14 protein-coding genes, 1 other RNA gene and 1 pseudogene are annotated in these 22,432 nt (G+C 31.2%); 15 read left to right on the forward strand and 1 reads right to left on the reverse strand.

The annotated features are described in order from the left end of the window. Nucleotides 1-20: 20 nt before the first annotated feature. From ACHAJD_RS05190 to ssrA, 6 genes are all read left to right on the forward strand, one after another. Nucleotides 21-1,037 (forward strand): sodium:calcium antiporter, encoded by a 1,017-nt coding sequence (locus tag ACHAJD_RS05190; protein WP_435584808.1) that lies wholly within the window; start codon nt 21-23, stop codon nt 1,035-1,037. Nucleotides 1,038-1,049: 12 nt separating this feature from the next. Continuing rightward, nucleotides 1,050-1,274 carry a preprotein translocase subunit SecG gene (gene secG / locus ACHAJD_RS05195; protein WP_435584809.1) on the forward strand — a complete coding sequence of 75 codons (225 nt, stop codon included), beginning with the start codon at nt 1,050-1,052 and terminating at the stop codon, nt 1,272-1,274. A gap of 46 nt (nt 1,275-1,320) precedes the next feature. Continuing rightward, nucleotides 1,321-3,420, forward strand: coding sequence for a ribonuclease R (gene rnr / locus ACHAJD_RS05200; RefSeq protein ID WP_435584810.1), 2,100 nt, complete (start codon nt 1,321-1,323; stop codon nt 3,418-3,420). A 10-nt stretch (nt 3,421-3,430) separates the two neighbouring features. Further along, on the forward strand, nt 3,431-3,877 hold the full coding sequence (gene smpB / locus ACHAJD_RS05205) for an SsrA-binding protein SmpB (protein ID WP_435584811.1): 447 nt from the start codon (nt 3,431-3,433) through the stop codon (nt 3,875-3,877). Nucleotide 3,878: 1 nt separating this feature from the next. Further along, nucleotides 3,879-4,616, forward strand: coding sequence for a sulfite exporter TauE/SafE family protein (locus ACHAJD_RS05210; RefSeq protein ID WP_435584812.1), 738 nt, complete (start codon nt 3,879-3,881; stop codon nt 4,614-4,616). Nucleotides 4,617-4,645: 29 nt separating this feature from the next. Then, nucleotides 4,646-4,995, forward strand: a transfer-messenger RNA (tmRNA) gene (gene ssrA, locus ACHAJD_RS05215). Between the two features lie 202 nt (nt 4,996-5,197). Here the strand turns inward: ssrA and ACHAJD_RS05220 are convergent. After that, on the reverse strand, nt 5,198-5,530 hold the full coding sequence (locus ACHAJD_RS05220) for a hypothetical protein (protein WP_435584813.1): 333 nt from the start codon (nt 5,528-5,530) through the stop codon (nt 5,198-5,200). A gap of 409 nt (nt 5,531-5,939) precedes the next feature. Here ACHAJD_RS05220 and ACHAJD_RS05225 point away from each other — a divergent pair, with 409 nt between their 5' ends. The 9 genes and pseudogenes from ACHAJD_RS05225 to ACHAJD_RS05265 form a co-directional block, all read left to right on the forward strand. After that, nucleotides 5,940-12,173, forward strand: a complete 6,234-nt coding sequence (locus tag ACHAJD_RS05225; protein ID WP_435584814.1) for an RHS repeat-associated core domain-containing protein — start codon at nt 5,940-5,942, stop codon at nt 12,171-12,173. Nucleotides 12,174-12,416: 243 nt separating this feature from the next. Next, nucleotides 12,417-12,707 carry a hypothetical protein gene (locus ACHAJD_RS05230; protein WP_435584815.1) on the forward strand — a complete coding sequence of 97 codons (291 nt, stop codon included), beginning with the start codon at nt 12,417-12,419 and terminating at the stop codon, nt 12,705-12,707. 484 nt (nt 12,708-13,191) lie between these two features. After that, entirely contained in the window at nt 13,192-13,392 is a 201-nt protein-coding gene (locus ACHAJD_RS05235) for a GIY-YIG nuclease family protein (protein ID WP_435584816.1), read from the forward strand. Nucleotides 13,393-14,000: 608 nt separating this feature from the next. After that, the gene (locus ACHAJD_RS05240; RefSeq protein ID WP_435584817.1) at nt 14,001-14,192 is read left to right on the forward strand and encodes a helix-turn-helix domain-containing protein; all 192 of its coding nucleotides are present in this window, start codon (nt 14,001-14,003) and stop codon (nt 14,190-14,192) included. A gap of 4 nt (nt 14,193-14,196) precedes the next feature. Continuing rightward, entirely contained in the window at nt 14,197-16,293 is a 2,097-nt protein-coding gene (locus tag ACHAJD_RS05245; protein WP_435584818.1) for a type I restriction-modification system subunit M, read from the forward strand. A 4-nt stretch (nt 16,294-16,297) separates the two neighbouring features. After that, nucleotides 16,298-17,329: a restriction endonuclease subunit S domain-containing protein gene (locus ACHAJD_RS05250; RefSeq protein ID WP_435584819.1), complete on the forward strand. Its 1,032-nt coding sequence runs from the start codon at nt 16,298-16,300 to the stop codon at nt 17,327-17,329. Between the two features lie 15 nt (nt 17,330-17,344). Further along, nucleotides 17,345-17,536, forward strand: a pseudogene (locus tag ACHAJD_RS05255) (restriction endonuclease subunit S); the annotation flags it as partial. Further along, nucleotides 17,533-20,538, forward strand: a complete 3,006-nt coding sequence (locus ACHAJD_RS05260; RefSeq protein ID WP_435584820.1) for a type I restriction endonuclease subunit R — start codon at nt 17,533-17,535, stop codon at nt 20,536-20,538. The pseudogene ACHAJD_RS05255 and the gene ACHAJD_RS05260, both read left to right, overlap by 4 nt. 12 nt (nt 20,539-20,550) lie before the next feature. Beyond that, the coding region (locus ACHAJD_RS05265; RefSeq protein ID WP_435584821.1) for a hypothetical protein at nt 20,551-22,432 on the forward strand (1,882 nt) is incomplete at its 3' end.

Below are 22,432 nucleotides of genomic sequence, written 5' to 3' on the forward strand. Positions count from 1 at the left end.
GCTTTTAGCAGGGTGAACGCATGTCATTACCTATATTATTGCTGATCTACACGACACTTGCCATACTAACGATTCTTTCGACACAGAAAGCATCCTTTTATGTAAACGAACTCGACAAAAAAACCAAAATTAGTGGCGCATTAATTGGTGGTGTACTGCTTGCAACGGTTACTTCACTACCAGAATTTATAACAAGTATTACTTCCACAGTTGTTTTAAAAGAACCTGGTCTTGCTTTTGGAAATGTGTTTGGTTCTAACATGTTTAATTTACTTATTTTAGCGATTGCTGATTTAGTTTTTATTAAACATCTTTTCTTTAATCAAACTAAAACCGGATTAAAAACCAACTCATTAATCATTATGATGTATGCAATCTTTTTATTGCCATTACTATTATCTAAAATTACCAATTCACTAGGATATCATTCTTTTGATATTAGAATAGGGATAGCTTTTAGTATTATTTCTTTACTTATAATTATTGTTTACTTTTTTACGATTAAAGCCATGAACGATGAACTTCCAGATGAAACAGTCAAAGGCACTACAAATTTATCAATGAAAAAAATTGTTACTATGTTTATATTATGGGGCCTTGCGGTGGTTATTAGTAGTATATTTATTACGTATATTACGGATTCATTAGCGCTAAAATTAAACTTAAGTGCCTCATTTGCTGGAGCCATATTTTTAGGTGTTGCAACGAGTCTACCCGAGTTTACAGCAGTTATCACACTCTTTAAGCTTAGAAACTATGAAGTTGCACTTGGGAATATACTTGGCTCAAACATCTTTAATATGACCATCATCAGTGTAGTAGATTTTATTAACGTTAAAGATAACATATTTGAAGTCTTATCAACCGACCCCGTCTTATGGAAAAATATCTCATTACTCTTGATTTTAGGGTTCATAAACTCTATAATAGTAATGGTCGCATTAAAACGCAAGCCAATACAAAACAAGTTGATTTACGCGTTGCCAAGTGTTATGATTATCATAGCATATGTTGTATATATCGCTTTATCATTATAGGAGGAATTTAACATGTTAGGATTAGCAGATTATTTATTAATTGTTATTGCTGTAGTATTAATCACACTAGTGGTTGTTCAAAGTTCAAAAGATGACATTCAGAGCGCTTTTTCTGGTGAGAAATCAGAATTATTCGCTAATCAAAAAGAACGCGGTGTCGAATTATTTATGAGTCGTGCCACGCTGATTGCATCATTTTTATTTATTGCTGTATCCATTTGGGCAATGATTTCTTAAGAACACTCATAAAGTGTTCTTTTTTTCTCATTTAGGAGGTGAGCCTATGAAAGAACGAATAATCGAGTTTTTACAAACACATCAACAGGAACGTTTTAGCATTAAAGCTTTAAGTGAAGCGCTCGAATTAACTTCGAGTGAAGACTATAAGGAACTCGCTAAAGTCATGAATGCATTAGAAGAAGAAGCACGAGTAATTCCAAATAGTAAAAATAAATACACACTCATTGAAAACACGAACTATGTCCGTGGTTTTTTAGACGTGAAACAAAAAGGATTTGCCTTTTTAAAAGTTGATGATTTAGACGTCGACGATATTTATATTCCTAAACATAAACTTAATGGTGCTATGAATAAAGATCATGTATTAGCATTTGTAGAAAAGAGTAAACGCGGATTGAGAAAAGAAGGCGAAGTTCGAAAAGTTTTAACCCGTCATACCATTAGTATTATTGGAACCGTTATTTTCAGAGGCAATAAAGCCTTTCTAATGAGTGATGATAAAAGCATCCGTGAAGAGATTATAATCCCTAAAAATAAGCTAAAAGACGCAAAAAACTACGATAAAGTTCAAGCGAAAATTATTAATTATGCATTTAAAGGCATCCTTGAAGTAGAAGTCACTCAAGTTATTGGGAACATGAATGAGGCAGGCGTTGATATTTTAAGCAAAATATTTAAACATAACGTTGATCCAGCCTTTCCAGAAAACGTATTAGAAGAAGCCTCAAAGTTTAAAGATATTTTCGCTAATGAGTTGGAAAATAGAGATGATTACACCGATCATATGATAATTACAATTGACGGTGAAACAGCAAAGGATTTCGATGATGCCATTGAAGTTAAAAAACTTGATGATGAGACCTATTATTTAGGCGTTCATATCGCTGATGTTTCCCATTATGTGCAAGAAGATTCTTTACTTGATAAAGAAGCGTATAAACGCGGAACAAGTATTTATTTAGTTGACCGAGTTATTCCTATGTTACCAGAAAACTTAAGTAATAACTTATGTAGTTTAATGCCAAATGTTAAACGTTTAGCAATGAGTTGTGAAATGGAAATAGACTTAAAAGGAAAAATAAAAAAACACAGAATATTCCAAAGTATTATCGAATCAAAAGCCCGTATGACTTATACTAAAGTCAATAGTATTTTAGAGGGTGATGAGGCTTTAAATAAAGAGTATAGTTTCTTAAAAGACATGGTAACTAACATGCATGCTTTATCAAAAATCTTATATGATAAACGCACGATTGATGGGAGTATTCATTTTGAAACCGATGAACCATTTATTAAATTAGATGACAAAGGGAAAGCCATTGATGTTTTACTCCGCGAACGCGGTGAAAGTGAATCCATCATTGAAGAATTTATGCTTATTGCAAATCAAGTAGTTGCCCAGCATGTTTACTGGATGCATTTACCTTTTATTTACCGCATCCATGAAGACCCTAAAGAAGAAAAATTAGAAAAACTCTTAGCCATGGCAAGTGCATTAGGCTTTGATGTTAAAGCCAAACATGAAATTACCCATAAAGAACTTCAAAAACTCTTACAAAAAGTCGAAAATACAGCCAGTGAAAAAGGCATGAACTTGATGATGTTACGCTCGATGCAAAAAGCCATTTATTCTGAACAAAATCTAGGACACTTTGGGTTAGCATTTGAACACTACACACATTTCACATCCCCAATTAGACGTTATCCAGATTTAATCGTTCATAGATTATTAAGAGCATATTTCTTAAATAAAAATCAAACCACTGAAACAATTGCCCATTATGAAAAACGTGTGCTAGATATCGCAAAACAATCAAGCACTAGAGAACGTGTCGCCATTGAACTTGAGCGCGATGTTTTAGATATGAAAAAAGCAGAATATATGAGTCGCTTTATTGGAGAATCATTTGAAGGTACGATTAGTTCTGTAACGTCATTTGGAATATATGTTAGCTTACCGAATGCTATAGAAGGGTTAGTTCACATAACTGAATTAGACGATGACTACTATGAGTTTGATGAGGATGTATTAATACTAACCGGTAAAAAATCAAAACGCATCTACCGAATCGGTGATGTTGTCAATGTAAAAGTAACCGCAGTTAATATTTTTGACGGTGAGATAGATTTTAAAATAAAGTAGGTGAATCCACGTGAAAATCGTTGCTAACAACAAACAAGCATCCCATTTATATTTTCTTGAAGACCGATATGAGGCGGGCATTGTTTTGCGTGGGACTGAAATTAAAGCTATACGTAGTGGAAAAGTAAGTATTCAAGATAGTTTTGTCCGTATTAAAAACCATGAAGCATATGTTTTAAACATGCATATTGCAAAATACGATCACGGTAACACCTTTAATCATGATGAAACAAGAGAAAGAAAACTCTTACTTCATAAAAAAGAAATCATTAAAATTGCTGATAAGGTAGCGCGTGAAAACTATACATTAGTACCCACAAAAATCTATTTAAAAGAAGGACTATGTAAACTAGAGTTTGCTCTAGCTAAGGGTAAAAAACTTTATGACAAACGCCAAAGTCTAAAAGAAAAAGATATGAAAAAACGTATGGATAAAGAACTTAACAGGAGAGGGTAACGTGACACTAGATATTATACTTATTATTGGGACAATACTACTCTTATCTTCTTTTATTAAAGGCGTTACTGGATTTGGAACCGCTCTATTTGCGATGCCAATACTAACGACTTTTTATCTATCACCAGAAGAAGCAAGACCATTAATTGTGACCATAAACTTATTGCTAAATGTTTATATATTAACCTCAGAAAAAAAGCTTAACATACAAGAATTAAAGCCATTAAGTTCACTTGTTATTGCAGGTTTTATTGCTGCATTACTGAGTGGATTTATTTTAGCAAGTATGAATCCATTTGTATTTAATTTACTTCTTGGTTCATTGCTTATATTTACAGCAATCAATAAGTTGTTTCAACTTAATTTTAATATTAAACATCCCAAACGTTATTATATTCCAATGGGATCAATTGGGGGCATTTTAAATACGTTAATTGGGGCTGGTGGTGTACCTGTACTTATATTCTTATCTAATACCAAATTAAAAAAAGAAGAATTTAGGCTTTCTATTTTACTCTTCTTCTTTACTATGAATGTTGGAAGTATTTTAGCATTTATCATTAACCAAACCTACCCACTAACAACGCTTTACTCAGTACTAATGGTATTACCATTTGTGGTAATCGGTGCTTTTTTAGGAATGAAAGCAGTACCGCATTTAAATGATAAAATCTTCCAAAGAGTCGTTTCAGTATTACTCTTATTAATGGGAATCAATAGTATCATCAATCTATTCTAAAACCATAAAATATGTTATAATATACCTATGGGGTTGATTATGGATTCGACAGGGTAGTTAGAGCTCGATAAGCATGCCTTGGTTGTGCAAGTAAAAACACTGGTTAAATATAACCGGAAACACAAATTACGCTTACGCAGCTTAAGAAATAAGTTGCGACTACCATCTTTGCCAGTCTACGGGCACTGTTTGGTAGACAGTTTAGTAGACTATACGTAAGAGGCACAGTCTTAGCATCTTACAAGAACACAATAGGACTAGTTAACCTTATGAGTTGTTCATTGCTTGAGGGTTAATGAAATTTCTCAATGAGCTAAGCATGTAGAAAGTTTAGTTTCGGCTATTTTGGACAGGGGTTCAAATCCCCTCAACTCCACCATATAAGAAGCATTGGTTTGATACAATTCGTATCAAGCCTTTTTTTGCTTTAATAAGGGCTTTTTCTTGTTTTCTAACTAGATTTTTGATATGAAAAGTTGCTGAAATCTAAGACGATTTACTATAACTTAATAGTCCTTTACACGATTTGATTGTTTTTTACACGATTTACTTAAATAGTAACTTGTTAAAAAAATAGTGTATTAATCAATTGAAAAGTAAGAAAATGAATATTTTGCATAGTGTGTTCCTTCTAAAACAACATAAATTGCAGGTTTGTTTGGATTATCTTCACAACTAATTTTTATACACCTTGCAATAGTTTTATCAAAATAAGATAAATTTGAGAACTCAATAAAAAATTCATAATCATCTAACAGGTTGTTTGAAAACAAAACATATAAAGAAACATCAAGAGATATCTCTTTTACAACATCAATTTCAAATAATGGTAATCTTGTAGAGTACCTTCTTCCTATAAAACATAATTCTTGAATATTACTAGCTTTTCTTATGAAGGGGCTGTATTTCTTCACGATATCACTCCTTTGTAGTATGTTAACTCTACTAACGCCATAAAGCAACAATTATATTAAATCAAAAACGTTAGACAAAACTATTGTTTTTTAATATAAGTGGACTGCTATGAAAAAGTGGGACACATTAGGTACAATCTAAATAAAAGATTATAATAAAATCATACAAAGGAGCAGAAACAATTTTATAGGACAATCAATAAATGCGTTAAGCAACAGGATCGAGATGTAAATTTTGTGGTTTTTCTAATTTATTGAAAATAAGGATCTTCATTATTATTCACTTTGCGTAATAATTTAAGTATAAATGCTAATTATAGGACGTATACGCTCTGTTTCTATTTATATATTGATGATAAAATGAGACCATTAAGAAGTATAAAAAAATCAAATGGGGAGAAAATTTAATATGTTTAGAAAAAAATCACTAGACGACAAAAAGATTCTTGTTTTAGTAAGATTACTTGATGCAAGTAAGAAGTTTCTAGTTTTTTTGGCTTTATTTGGACAAGTTTTTAGTTTAGTGCCTTGGAGTTCATTTCAAACACAGGCTATATCAGAAACAAACCAAGAATTCATATCAACAGATGAATCCAAGCTGTTTAAGAATCAAGAAATAGATCCTTCATTAGTTCCTATTGATACTGAAGATGTCTCAATGAGAACAGAAACAGAGAAGTATTTTAGGAAAATAGATGGAACGTACGAAGTTGCAATGTATGCTGATGCCGTTCATTATCAAAAAGATGGGAAATGGGAAGATATCGACAACAGTTTAAACGATTTAGGTGATGATCTTGAAAATAAGGCGAATAAGTTTAAAGTTAAATTCCCTAAATCCCTCAATGATAATAAGCAAATTAAATTATCTTATTCAGATTATCAAATTAATTGGAACATTATGAATATCAACTCAACAGATATTCAGTATATAAGTAGCAATAATGAATCAACAGACAAACGTGAACTTAGTAATATTAATCAATCTGTTTTATATCAAAATATTCAAAATAGTGTTGATATTGAATACATTCTTTCTGGTAGTCAAGTCAAAGAGAATATCATATTGAATGAATACATTCCGAATTATAGTATAACATTCGAGTATAAATTAAAAGATTTAAATTTGGTTAACAATGAAGGAACTATTGAATTTGTTAATGAGCTTGAAGAGCCAGTTTTTAGTTTCGCTGATATGTTTATGATATCTTGCAATAATGATGTTTCATATGACATAAATGTTCAATTTGTTGAAACTGGAAATAAGACATATGAAATAACTATAACTGCTTCAGATGATTGGCTTAAGACAGCAAATTACCCAGTAATTATTGATCCTACCATCACTAGTTCAACAACGACCATGAACATTTATGATACTTATACATCTGAAAGTCAACCATCAACTAATTTCAGCACATCAACAATAATGATGTTAAGTGCTGTTTCGAGTACAGATGAATATAGGGGGTTACTATATTTTAAAATTCCAAGTTCAGTGATGAGTCAAGTCATTATTTATACACATCTAGCATTGACTAAACTATCAGTAACATCTGGAAGTCAACTTAATATTTATAAGAATACAACAAGTTTTAGCAGCTCAACAGCTACATGGAATAATTCACCCGCTTATGATTCTAGTGTAGTTGATTACTATACTGTCAACTCAAATAGTCCTTTTATTTTCGATGTAACAGAACCTGTTAAAGAATGGCAATCATCTGGAATTAGTGTTGTTCCTGGGTTTACAATAGCACTTGATGAATGGTATGGTGCAACTAATGTGGTATACCAAATGGGTACTTCCACAGCAAGTTACAGACCTTTGGTTACCATAGGCTATGAGGAACCATCTGGACTAAAGGATTATTGGACATATACTTCACAAGATGCAGGTATGGTTGGTCAAGGATATATTAGTGATTACACTGGGAATTTAACATGGGTTAGAAACGAGTATGCACTTGAAAATGAATACATGTCAATGACATTGAGCTTTTTTCATAATAATCATAAACGATCTTCAAATATTGGTTATGGCGATGGGTGGAGAACAAATTATAATGTTCAGCTGATTTTGGATACATCAATTAACAAGTATTACATGCTTAAACCAGATGGCAATAAAGTATACTTCGCGAATGAAATTTATGAATCATTATATTATGGGCATGTAAAATATACTTCAATTGCTGAAGATGGTTCAAGAATGTTATTAGAAAGAAATACTTATTATGGTAGTTTCCAAAGTACAAAGATTACAACAAAGTCTGATTTAGAGTATAATTTCAGTTCAATTGGAAGACTAACTACCATTAGGAATGTTCAAAATAATAATTATTTAAGAGTATATTATATAGATTCTTCATCACAGATGATAGATTACGTTACAGATGAGGCTTTAAATAAAATTGAGTTCACTTGGTCAGGTAATAGTTTAACTTGGACACAATTAATGCTCAAACAAAATGATGGATCTTATAGAGAAGTAGAGCGAAAAACATATCATTACGATGCTTATAATAATATAGATTATATAGAGCAAGGATTTAGATATGGAACATATATGAATACAAGCATGGTATATGATAATACACTACACTACTATTTTGATAGCAATAATAGATTTATCAATGCTTATAATGAAACGGATAATTTTAAAATCGAATATACTTATGACATAAAGAACAGGATCAACAACATAAAAACAACAGATAGTGGACTAAATTTAAGCAACACAACCGTTACTTATGAAAATGGAAAGACGACCTATTTAGACTATAGAGGAAATCATGTATATTATCATTTTGATAATTATGGTCATACAATTAATATTAGTGATGATTATGGAAATAGCACATATTACCAATATAGTGGGTTATTTACAACAGTTTTTAATGACGAATCATATTTAAATGGATATGAATTAATTAATCAAACACCTAACTATTTGTGTAATAATCAATTAATAGAAAGCTCAGATGTTATGAAGCAACAACAAAATCCAATCAATAATCATGGATTTGAAGAAAGCACAACTGGATGGTTTAAGTACCTTGGAACAGATGGTGTGATCTCCTTTGATAATGATGAATCGATGTTAGGTGACTATTCTCTATCAATAACAAAGAACACATCCATTGTTTATGCATACCAAAATGTTTATTTGAAAGCTGGTAGTTATACAATACAAGGATGGATTAAACATGCTGGAATTGCTCCAGGTGCATATATTGACATAACAGGTGAAACGTCACAAGGAACAATACAAAAGATTTATAGTTCTGACGGATGGACAAAATATCAATTAACATTTACAATCAGTTCCGCACGTACTATTACAGTTAAACTTATGAATGATACTGTTTCTACAGCATACTTTGATAATGTGCAAATTATTGAAGGTTTTATTGATACCATTGAAGGTTTTGTTGATGCTAGATATAATGCAATATTGAATAACTCTTTTGAAACAGGTACAACAAGTTGGATTACGAGTGGCGCATATGGAACAACAATAAATGAAACAGGTGTGATGGAAGAAATATTAGGGGAAAAAGCAATTTATATTTCTGGCGATGGAGCATCAAGGAAATACTTCAAACAGAATATTTCTAATTTAGTTACTCACGGTGAAACCTATATGATTGGTGGTTGGGCAAAAGCTGATGCAGTTCCTAATAATGGATATTATGTTAGTAGTTTCCCACAAAGAGATGGAAGATTTTTTGGTTTATATATAACAATTGATTGTGTACCAGCTGATTATGGTGACCCTGGGACACCTTATCAGATGAAACTGTATTTACCTTTCAACTCATCAATTGAAGATTGGCAATATCAAATGAGATCTATAGATATTCCTCAGTTTGCAGTAAGTGTTACATTATATGGAGAATATCAAGGAGAAGGAACTGCCTATTTTGATAATATTCAACTATATCATGACAAAATGAGCACATCATATGGATACGAAGCAACAACTGGTAATTTAACAGCTATCAATGATTCAGATGGTTCACAAACTGAACTAAGCTATGATACTAGTGATCACCTTATTTCAATTACCAAAAATGATCATACTGTAGATATTGAAAGAACTGGAACATATTTAGTTGAAGAGGTATCAAAAACCAATGTTCGATCACTATTTGTGTATGATTCAAATACGAAGCAAATTATTGAGACATATCTTGGTTACGATAAGGATGTCCAAACACAAGATAAGTGGTTTAAAACATCTACAACATATACATCAGATGGTCAATATATAACTTCAATTACAGATGAATTTGGGAACATACGCTCATCTTATACTGATCAAACAGTTGGTTTGGTAACAAATATTATTGATGCACTAGGTAATTCACAACTCTTTATATATGATGAATTTGGTAATTTAGAAACCACACAAAATACAGATTTGGTAACAGGAGCGACTATCAATAGTTCATATGTTTACGATTCTGATGGAAGACTATGGAAAATCAATAGAGATGGTTTTACATATGAATTTGTCTATAATTCACTAAGTCAGGTTACAACCATTAAAGTTGCGGGGCTAGCTTTGTTAATAACCGATTATGTTGAAGATATTGAAGGTAGCACATATTATACTGATAAAATAAATCAACAAACATATGGAAATGGTGACAATTTTACATTTACATATACTAAAGAAAATAAAATTAAAACCATTAGTTTTAACGGAAGTATACGATTCGAATATGAATATGATGCTAGTGGGAAATTAGCAATTTATAAAGATATCTATAATAATAATATCTATTTTTATTCTTATGATTTAGCTGGAAGAATCAAAAAGATTACAGATAAAGATGGGAATGAAATTAGTTATGGTTATGACTCTTCAGGAAAAGTTGCTAACTACAGTTATAATATAAGTGGAATTTCCCGTGGATTATATTACCATTACAGCTCATCAACAGAAGAATATGAGTACACATCATATAATATTGGATCCACTAATGTTAGAAAGAACTATAATTATGATGCTGATTCACTTAGGAGATTAAATAATATTGAATTGGTAATTGGGACAAACACAATAACTAAAATATTCAATTATGATGATTCTCAAGTTAATTCAAATATGGGAAACGCCACAGATCGAATTTATTCAATAACCTATCAAAAAAACGATTATTCTCTTTATGAACATATATACACTTACGATGGAAACCATAATATAATAAAAATCGAAGTTAAAGATTTTGATAGTAGTATTCCTGTTGACTTATATTATTACGTTTATGATGGTTTTAATCAACTCATAAGAGAAAACATTAATGTTAATATTATGCGTGATGGGCAATTCTCCAAAACTTATGTTTATGTTTATGATACTCAAGGGAATGTTACAAATATAAAAGAATATAATTACACCTTAGGTACTGTCCCAGTTACTCCACTTAATGAAAAAAGGATGAAATATGAAAATACTTGGGGAGACCAACTTTCGAAAATTGAATATTACGTAAATGGAACATTAAGTTATTATCAAACCCTTTCCTATGATAATAGTGGGAATGTTACAAATATTACTGATACACGTTCTTCATATTTAACCAAAAATTACTATTGGGATGGAGAAGATTTACATAGAATTACACAATATACTTCATCCTATACTTACAAATTCAATGATCAAGGAATCAGAACAGAGAAGAATGTCAATGGAATAATAACTAGATACACCCTTGATGGCTTGAGGGTCCTTGTAGAAATATGGGGTAATAATACGATTTACTATACATATGATGTTGATGGCACTTTACTTAGTATGAACTATAATGATAACGAATATTTCTATATAACAAATTTACAGGGAGACATCATAGAACTTGTAGATATAAGTGGAAATACTGTGGTAAAATACAAATATGATGCTTGGGGAAATATAGTATATCAGTCAGGTGGTACTTTAGCAGATATTAATCCATATCGTTACCGTGGATATCGTTTTGATGAAGAGTCAGGGCTGTATTATCTGAACAATAGATATTATAATCCTGAGATAGGAAGATTTATAAGCGCTGATAATGCATCATACTTGGATACCAGTAACCCTCTTGGATTAAATCTTTATTCATATTGTGCAAATAATCCTGTTGCTAATGATGATGCTGACGGACATTTTCTAAATGCTATTGTAGGTGGGATTGTTGGAGGTATTTGGGGTGGTATTAATGCTGCAATGCATGGCCAAGATTTTTGGGCTGGAGCGGCTCATGGAGCAGTTGTTGGTGCAGTAGCTGGGTTAGTTGTAGATCTCTCAATTGCAACTTGTGGGACTTTTGGTATTGTTGCTGCTGCAGCCTTTGCTGGTGTTGGTGGATTTGCAGTGGGATTTTTAGGAGATGCTTCTGCACAAATGATTTTTCAGCATAGAAGCTGGAAACAAGTAGACAGAAATCAAGCAGCAGTTACTGGAGGTATTACAGCGGTTGTAAGCGTAGTTACATTCGGACTAGGAGCCGCAGTGAATTATAATATGACGGGTCAAATATCTGCAAAATTACTTGGTAGTCTAAAATCTAATCTTGGAACATGGCTATTTTCAGCTGTTGTGGCACCTTCATACACGGGTTTAACCCAGCTTCCTAGCCTTACGGATTAACTAAACTGATAACATAAAATAGAAGGAGCAATAATTATGAAATCTAAACATGTTTTTTTCACTAGTATGTTCTATGTAATAGGCTCTATTATACTATTATTAGTTTTTAGTGCTAGCAGTGTTTTCTTGATTATAATGGCAATCGTATATAGAAATACGGATCCACAAAATGGGAGTACGATAATTTCATCTATTGTTTTTACATTGATTACTTGTTTCACGATCTATTTTTTGGGCAAAAGCATGTTTCAATGGACTATCATTGACAAAAAGTATATCAAATCAAGAAATCTCTTTAAAACCATACGTGAAACGCATTGGCGTGACATAAAAGAAGTAGCTCTTGTTAAGTTCAATCTTGGGGGAGCAGGAACAGCGGTTAAATGGTTAGTTCTAAAAGATAAAGATGAGGATATTAAACAATATAATGGATTGATGAGCAAAGATACATATATCACGATTAGGTACTCTAAAAGAGCGGTTAGAGTGATTCGAGAGAATTGGAATGAGAAAATCACTAATCTTGATGATTGAATTGGACTGAATAGGGTAAATACAACAGTCATTTTTGATATTTTTCATTGCCTCTAAAAAAACATTTTAGTTAAGCCGTAATTCAGGGGTGCGTAAAAAAACTCAAGGGTGCGTAAATTCTCACTAGGGGTGCGTAGATTTTTGATAGGGGTGCGCAATTGTATTAAAATAGGTTACACAACCCATATAAGAAGCATAGGTTTGATACAATTCGTATCAGGCCTTTTTTTGCTTTAATAAGGGCTTTTTATCACTTTAACGAGTAAAATTTAATGTTAAAAGCAACCAAATATAAGGGTTAAAATATTGGATCGATATTAGGCTTACACGATTACAAGTGAATTTACACGATTACAAGTGAATTTACACGATTTGAATGGTTTTTACACGATTACGTATACAGCACTTATAAATATGTTATAATTTTAATAAGACGAAACTTGAAATGAATTTATTCAATAATTAAGAAGAGGATGAATAAAAAATGGGTGAAAAAGGTTATGTGTACGTACTTACAAACGCTAGTTTTAGAGATGATTGGGTAAAAATTGGTAAAAGCAAAAGACTTCCAGAAGTAAGGGGTAGAGAACTTTATAACACTGCAGTTCCATTACCATACGAAATTTATGCTACATTACAAACAGATAAGTTTAACGAAGCTGAACGCATGATCCATAGAGTATAGACAGAATCTCAGATTTAAGAATAAATAAAGGACGTGAGTTTTTTAATATCGATCCTGAAGCTGCATATGAAATATTAGCTGACATAAAGGAATTATTAGGTGATGAAGCGGTCTTAGAATTAAAAGGAGATAATGTTGAAGTTGCAAAAGAAGAACGCAAAGGATCAAAAAGAAAAGTTAGTCAACGATTTGATTTTTATTCAAGAGGACTTAAAGACGGGGATGTTATTCACTTTGTTGTTAATGAGAGTGTTTCTGCAATAGTTGCAGGAAATAGACATGTTTTGTTCGAAAATGAGCAATGGCTGCTCTCGCCACTTGTTAGGGAACTGCATACAAGAATGGGCAACGTTAACTCAAGCGGGGCGTATCAAGGACCAGCCTATTTTACATCTAACGGACTAAAATTAACTGAGTTACCAGTAATTAAGGAATAATTTATATTATTAAACAAAACACTTTTTATTTTTAAAAGTTACTGAAGTCAAAGTTTTCTTTCCCAGAGAATAAATCTTTATACAATTCTAGGAAATATAATTATTAATAATTAAATCAAAGTTCTCAAAATGTTATAAACATGTTATAATTATAAGAGGTGAAGAAAATATATGAACTATACCTTTATGGTTAAAGAATTAAGAAAAAAAATGCTGGTTTCGCAACAAGAATTAGCGAAAATTCTTGATGTTTCTTTTGCAACTGTCAACAGATGGGAAACTGGTAGGACTGAACCTTCAATAAAAGCAAAGAGGAAATTAATTCCTCTTTTTGAAAAATACAATATGAAAGTTAAGGAGTAGAAGAATGAGTGAGTTAAAGAAAATGGAATTGCTTTGGGACGATGATCTGATTGATGTTACATCAGATGCCAATTTTATTTGGAGTATAGCAAGCAAATTACGTGGGACTTACATGCCAGATAAATATGGTGATGTTATTATTCCTATGACTATTTTGAGAAGATTTGAATGCGCGCTTCATCCAACAAAAGAAAAAATTCTCAAATTATATGGCGAAAACCAATCATATCCAGCTCTAATCTTTGAAAAAGAGACAGGATATCAATTCTACAATACTAGTGATTTTAGTCTAAAAAAATTATGTAACGAGTCTGACAAACTTGCTGAGAATTTTAAATATTATATCGAAGGATTTTCTGCAAACGTCCAAGACATTATGAAAGAACTCGATATAATTTCTCATATAGAAAAAATGGATAAAGGTGGATGTTTGCTTACTATTGTTAAAGCTTTTTCTGAACTAGATTTGAACCCTGAGACCTATGATTCAATCAAAATGGGATACATATTTGAAAACTTGATTGGTAGGTTTTTTCAAAACGTGGATGCAGGTCAATATTACACAGGTAGAGACATTATTAAATCTTTGGTTTCAATTTTAACAGCTGAGGGTAGTGACGATATTTTTGAAGACCACAAAGTTATTACCGTTTGTGATCAAGCATGTGGAACTGGAGGTATGCTTTCCACAACTTATTCATATTTGAAGCATGTGAATCCAAGTGCTGATGTTCGATTGTTCGGACAAGAATTTATGGGCCAATCATTTGCAGTTGGACTAGCAGAAATGCTTATTAAAGGTCAGGATGCGCGTAATTTCAAACACGCAGACACTTTTAAAGAAGATTGCTTTAAAAACAAAAAAATGAGATTTGTAATAGAAAATCCTCCTTTTGGAACTCCATGGAGTGGAAAAGATGCAAAAGAAGGACAAGAAAGAGCTGTCAAAGATGAATATAACAAGGCAGCTACTGGCAACTCTCGTTGGGGAGCAGGTTTGCCAGCAGGTGGTGATTCTCAGTTAATCTTTATGCAGTCAGCAATTGATAAGATGGATGACAAAATTGGTCGTGCTGCGATTATTCAAAATGGATCTCCATTATTCGCTGGGAATACATCATCAGGTGAAAGTCAGATTAGAAAATGGATGCTAGAAGAAGACTTAATTGAAGCTATAATCGCCCTCCCAACTGATTTATTTTACAATACGGGTATTCAGACATATGTATGGATTCTCTCAAAAAACAAAAGCGAAATCAGGAAAAATAAGATTCAGTTAATCGATGCTTCAGACATATATCACAAATTAAGAAAATCTATCGGAAATAAAAAGAATGAGTTGACACCTAAAGATAGAAAACGAATAACAGAACTATATGTAAATTTTAAAGAAAATGATCTGGTGAAAATTTACGACAAAGAAGAATTTATATATCGCGAATATGTAGTTATGCAACCACTTCAAAGAAGTTATGCTATTACAGAAGAAAGAATAAACAATATGATATTAAAAGGTACTTTATCTTCAATTTATGATGAAGCTAAAGTATATGAATATGAGAACAGCCTCGAACCACTCGATACTAAAACAAAAAAGAAACTTCAAAATTTTTACAACAACAGATCAGTATATTTTTCTATATTGGATCATTTGAAAACTAACATATCTGACAAGATTTACTATAAAGTTTCGGATTTTGAAAAACAAATTAACATTATTATGGCTAGTTTTGACAAAAAAATAGTATCCAAAGTTATTGAAGGTTTATCACAGTTAGATAAGAAAGCTGAAATTCAAAAAGATAAAAAAGGTAGAATAATATACGATAAAGATACAAAGGATATCGAGATTGTAAAAATAAATGAAAATATAATGGCTTACATGGAGCGAGAAGTACTACCTCATATTCCGGATGCAAAAGCTTTTTTTGAAGAAAATCTGACAGCAAAAAACAGAACCATAAAAACTGGGGCAGCAATCCCTTTCAATAGATATTTTTATAAATATCAATTATCGGAGTCAAGCGAAGTACTATCAAAAAAACTAATAAAAATCGAGAATTCAGTTAGAAAAATGATAGATGAATTATTTGAGGAGTAAACATATGAATAATTTAAAATCTATAAAACTCAAATATGTTTTTGAGGATATTTTTAAAGGTAGGACTCCGTTATATGATGATGAGCCTAACGACTATATAATTTTCGGACAAAGAAACAACACAAAAAAAGGATTTAGTTTTGATAATTGTAAGTATGCTAATGAAAAGTTTTACAATATGAGTGGGAAAAAAGAATTTTTAAGATATGGTGATATCGTAATTAATAGTTTAGGTGGTGGAACATGTGGTAGAGTGGGTTTTTTTGATTTAAACGATACTTCAATATTAACGGATGGTATACCATATATATTAAGAAAAAAAATTAATAGCAAATATATATATTACATTTTATATACAATGCAAAGTGATTTAGAGCAACTAGCACTCGGTGCGACAAACCAATTGTCATTAAAAGATTTAGATATTTTAAACTACAGTATTGATATTAACGAAGACATAGATAAACAAAGAGAGATAGTAGATTATTTAGATATCAAAACAAAAATAATTGAAAATATAGATTATCAAGTTTCTAAGCAAATTGAAGTTTTGGAACTATATAAAAGATCAATGATAATTGAGACTGTTACAAAAGGGAATAAGAAAGGTGTCGAGATGAAGAATAGTGGAATAGAATATGTTGGAAATATTCCAAACTACTGGAATGTGCATCCGGTTTACTATTATTTCACTGAAGGCAAATCAAAAAATAGAGCTTTATTAGAAGACAATCTTTTATCCTTAAGCTATGGCAAAATTGTCAGGAGAGATATAAACACTAATGATGGACTATTACCATCAAATTTTTCTACATACAATGTAGTAAATAAAAACGATATTATAATTCGACCAACTGATTTACAAAATGATAAAAAAAGTCTTAGAACAGGGCTTGTTAAAGAAAAAGGAATCATAACTTCAGCATATATTGACCTTGTACCAAAAAAAGATACTTATTCAAAATATTTTCACTATTTACTTCACGCATACGATCTGATGAAGGTCTTTTATAATATGGGGAACGGTGTAAGATAAGGCTTAAATTTTGGTGAGTTCAGTAAAATACCTCTTTTGGAACCACCGTTATCTGAACAGAGACAAATTGTTGACTATCTAGATAAAAAGTGCAGCATAATTGATTCAATAATTGAAGACAAAAAGAATCAACTTGAAGTGTTTCTAGAGTATAAAAAAACAGTTATTCATGAATATGTAAGAGGGATAAAGGGGGTTGTTTTATGAACAGAATAATCACAGAAAAGCAATACCAAAGGTACATCATTGATTATTTAAAACAAAATAATGATTACATTGAGAGAAGAGATACTAATTTTGATCGTTATTACTCTATTGATAAAGAACTTTTGTTCAACTTTTTAAATGATTCTCAGCCTGATGAAATAGCAAAACTAAAGAAAACCTATAAAGACAGATATGAAGAAACTCTAATAAATTTTATTAATAATAAGATTACAAGTTCTAAATCATCTTTAATAGAAACATTAAAAAATGGAATAGAACTTTCTAATGTTAAGTTAAGACTAATGTATACGAAACCAGCAACAATTTTCAATAAAGATCTAAATAAGAAATATGAAATGAATATATTCTCTGTTGCTGAAGAAATTTATTCAAAGGAAAATGAAAGAATTGATCTTGTGATTTTCTTGAATGGTTTTGCTATAATTTCTTTTGAACTTAAATGTAATGCTTCAGGACAAAATTATGAAGATGCAGTTACACAATATAGAACAAATAGAGATTATAAATCAAGATTGTTTTTATTTAAAGCAGGATGTATCGTAAATTTTGCTATGGATTTAGAAGAATGTCATATGACAACAAAACTTACCGGCTATTCAACATACTTTTTACCATTTAATAAAGGCAATGGAGAAGGCATAGAAGCAGGTAAGGGAAATCCATTGAATAGTGAAGGTTTTGGTGTTTCTTATATTTGGGAGGATATTCTAAAAAAAGATAACTTAATCGAAATAATTTCAAAATTTGTTTTTATTGAAAGAATTGAAAAAGAAGATCCAAGTGGGAAAAAAAGTCTAAAAGAAACTATAATTTTTCCTAGATATCACCAACTTGATTGTATTCGTAAAACACTTAATGATGTTATTGAAAACAAAACAAATCGGAATTATTTAATCCAGCATAGTGCTGGTTCTGGAAAAACATACACTATAGCTTGGTTAGCACATAGATTATCATCGTTTCATGACAAAGACAGCAAAATAATTTATGACAATATAATCATAATAACAGATAGAGTGATAGTAGATAGACAACTTCAAAAAGCTGTGAGTTCTATTGAGCACAAAGTTGGATTAATCAAAGTTTTAGACGATAATTGTACATCTAAAGATTTAAAAGATGCACTTGAAGGTAACACGAAAATAATCGCCACGACAATACAAAAATTCCTTTATGTTGCCGATATAGTAAAGGGTTTAAAAGACAAAAGTTTCGCAGTCATTATTGATGAAGCACATTCATCAACAGCTGGAAAGGATATGGCTGCAGTGACTAGAGCATTAGGATCAGATATAAACTATGAAGATGATTCTTTTAATATGGATGCTGAAGACATTATTACTGATGAAATTTGTAAACACGGAAAACAAGACAACGTTTCAATGTTTGCATTTACAGCAACACCAAAACCAACTACTCTTGCAATTTTTGGTCATATAAACCCTACTGGTTATTATGAGTCTTTCCATTTGTATTCGATGAAACAAGCGATAGAAGAGGGGTTCATTTTGAACGTTCTTCAAAACTTCACTCCATATCAAACTTTCTATAAAATTAACAAAGCTATTGAGAATGATCCCAAACTTAAGAGCAAAGCAGCAAAAAAGAAAATTGCTAGATTTGCAATGTTGCATGAAACAAATATAGTTCAAAGAATAGAGATAATTATTGAACATTTCAGAAATGGAGTGTTGCGAGATCAACCTTGGGCAAAAGGAATGGTAGTTACGGGTTCAAGAGCAGAAGCTATAAAATACTATGATGCATTTATAAAATATGTTGATGAAAAAGGTTATAAAGATGTTCACCCTTTAGTTGCTTTTTCAGGGAAAATCTCTGAAAAACAATTAGGAGTTTCAGATGATAATGAAAAGTATTTTACAGAATCTTCAATAAATGGGTTTAGTGAAATTCACACGTCTGACAAATTTGATAAAGAAGACTACCAGGTTTTATTAGTTGCTAATAAATACCAAACGGGATTTGATCAGCCCAAATTATCAGTCATGTACGTATTAAAGAAGCTCAATGGTATTTCCGCAGTTCAAACGCTTTCTAGATTAAATAGAATATATCCTCCTTATCAAAAGAAAACATTTATTTTAGATTTTGTCAACTCAATTGATGACATACAAAAAGCTTTTGAGCCCTATTATGCATCAACTATACTTTGTAATACCGTTACACCTGAATTAGTTTATGAAATAGATGCGAAAATTGATAGTTTCAACTTATTCACTTTAGATTCAGCTATAGATGCAAACGAATTATTTTATTCAGAAAATTATACAAAGAAACAAAAAGAGGAGAAAATTACATTTTTGCTCTCTAAATCAAAAAAACAGTTTGATTTACTTGAAGAAAATGATCAAAGAGAACTATATTTCACACTGAGAAAGTTTATTAGATTCTATGAATTTCTGCTTCAGGTTTCTTCATTCAGTGATATTGATTTGCATAAAAAGTACAATTTTATAGTTTGGTTATTGCCATATTTAAAAATTGGAAAATCAGGAAATGGTTTCGATCTTAAGGGTATGATTGATGCGAGTAACTTCTATCAGAAAAAGGGAGAAGAGTTTAAAGTCAAACCTTTAGATAAAGATCCTTATGTGAATTTACCGACAGCAGATATTTTTAACTTGACCGAAGATGAAGAACAAAGGCTTTCAGACATAATCAATGAAGTGAACAGTAGAACTGGTAAATCATTTGATAACGATGTTGCTTTAAAAGCAGCTTTACAGATTAAGGATTTATTAAAGAAAAATCCAAATATAATTGCAAGTGCAAGAGTAAATCCTATCAATGATTTTGAGTTTTCATTTTATTCTGGTATTGATGATGCTCTAGTAGATGGATTACAACAAAATCAAGATTTCTTTACTATGCTCTTAAACAACAATGATCTGAAGAAAGAAGTCCTAGGGATTTTTCTTAAAGGTATATATGATGATCTTAAGAGTCCTAGTAATGAGTAGTACGGAGGATTTATGGAACAGAAAAGACATAATAATCTTGAGGAGATAATACTGTACAAAAATATTAGATTGATCCAAACTGCACTACATATATTTATAGTAAAAAAAAAGTTATATGGATCAGAAGATGAATATAAAGATTCGATATTTTTACAAAACATAAGCCCAATAATTAAAAGCTTCAGAGCTAATCTGTTTCGAGGAGAAAAAAATGAAGTCTTTATAGATTTGCTACTGACAGTGGCAACAACAACTAGGAATTCTATCGGAATAGAAACAGTCCATGAAGGGATGTTTACCTTTAGATTATCTTGCATTTTGGATCAAGGCATTAAAAATCTTCGGATTTTAGACCTGGGATATGGCGACAAATTAAGGCCGTTCAATAAGAAAAAAAGCTTAAATCAGGACTTAACTCCCTATATATATTATGAAAACTATGAGGAAGAGGCATCTGATTTTCTAAAAAGTTATTGCCCAGAAGCACTATTAGATCCTATTCCACTTCCAGTAGACGATATTATCACGAAAATGGGCTTGAAAAAAGTCAATGCAATTCTAGAAGAAAATGTTAGGGGAATGATCAGTTTCAAGAAATCAAAAGTGTTACAAACCGATTATATATCTGACGGTTGCCTTGCTAGAGAAATAGAAATAGATGCTGGTACAGTCGTTATTGGAGAGAACCTACTATTGAAGAGTGGTATTGGAGCTTATAATAATACATTGATTCATGAATGTTTACATTGGCACCTTCACAGACCGTATCAAGAACTTCAAATTCTTCTAAACAAGGGAACAGCTATGATAATCAGTCCTTCAGATGATGAAATGGACAATCATAAAGAAAGAATATACAAGGACGTATTTCACATTGAGAATCAAACACGACATTTAACTCCTCTTGTTTTAATGCCAAAAGAATCTTCAATATCTAAATTTGAACAACTTATTTTTAAATATCGCGATGAGTATGATATCAAATCTACTGGAATTATATATAAAGCTGCATTGAAGGAGTTTGCTGAGTTTTTCAATGTATCTATAGAATCTGCAAGAATTAGACTACACTCACTAGGATATACCGAAAACTTGTATAAAAACACGTTGGATTATAATTCGGATAGTAAAAATGTCAGATTTATTAGTCGTTGGGATTATGAAAGATTATTAGAGTCTGATGTCAAATTCAATATGTTGATCAACAAGAAAATTGTTGAATATATAGATGGATATGTTGTTATTAATACAGCACCATTTGTCATTAAAAGTGAATATGGACAAAAAATAACAAACTATGGGCTTCGACACATCAGGGAGTGTACATTAAGCTTTGAAATTAGCAAAAACAGGAATGTGGGATTTAGAAAAAGTAATCCTGCAGCTTTTGCTTTGCTATATCATGAACTCAATGCATCTTCCATACAAATAAGCATGAATAATAACCAGCTTGAACTTATATTAAAAGCATATAAAAACACTAAAGATAAAGAGAAGAAAAAAGCTTTTTTTGTAGATTTTAGATTTTCTGAGACAAAGTATAGATTTAGTGAGTATCTTCATATTATTATGGAAAGACATAATATTTCTGTTAACCAACTTGTAATTAGTAGTAATCTAAGTCAATCATTGATTAAAAAGTACCGTGCAATGACTGAAATCACTTATACACTTGAGGCAACGTTGGCAATCTGCGCGGGATTAAAATTATATCCTTATGAATCACTTAATTTACTTTCATTAATGGGTTGGGACTATGAAGGATTAATTCGTCGTGGTGTAAAACCTTTGGATAAGTATAATCATTATTATTATTTAATTACTCAAGAATATGATTCTGGTCTTGATAAGTGGAATGAGTATTTATCCGAAAACGGTATAAAAGACCTCCCGT

The organism is Liberiplasma polymorphum (assembly GCF_043951795.1).
GTDB classification, from domain to species: domain Bacteria; phylum Bacillota_I; class Bacilli_A; order Izemoplasmatales; family Izemoplasmataceae; genus Liberiplasma; species Liberiplasma polymorphum.

Coding starts and splice junctions, on each gene's coding strand:
- ACHAJD_RS05190 (WP_435584808.1), top strand. CDS start 21: ATGTCATTACCTATATTATTGCTGATCTACACGACACTTGCCATACTA.
- secG (WP_435584809.1), top strand. CDS start 1,050: ATGTTAGGATTAGCAGATTATTTATTAATTGTTATTGCTGTAGTATTA.
- rnr (WP_435584810.1), top strand. CDS start 1,321: ATGAAAGAACGAATAATCGAGTTTTTACAAACACATCAACAGGAACGT.
- ACHAJD_RS05225 (WP_435584814.1), top strand. CDS start 5,940: ATGTTTAGAAAAAAATCACTAGACGACAAAAAGATTCTTGTTTTAGTA.
- ACHAJD_RS05230 (WP_435584815.1), top strand. CDS start 12,417: ATGTTTCAATGGACTATCATTGACAAAAAGTATATCAAATCAAGAAAT.
- ACHAJD_RS05235 (WP_435584816.1), top strand. CDS start 13,192: ATGGGTGAAAAAGGTTATGTGTACGTACTTACAAACGCTAGTTTTAGA.
- ACHAJD_RS05240 (WP_435584817.1), top strand. CDS start 14,001: ATGAACTATACCTTTATGGTTAAAGAATTAAGAAAAAAAATGCTGGTT.
- ACHAJD_RS05245 (WP_435584818.1), top strand. CDS start 14,197: ATGAGTGAGTTAAAGAAAATGGAATTGCTTTGGGACGATGATCTGATT.
- ACHAJD_RS05250 (WP_435584819.1), top strand. CDS start 16,298: ATGAATAATTTAAAATCTATAAAACTCAAATATGTTTTTGAGGATATT.
- ACHAJD_RS05260 (WP_435584820.1), top strand. CDS start 17,533: ATGAACAGAATAATCACAGAAAAGCAATACCAAAGGTACATCATTGAT.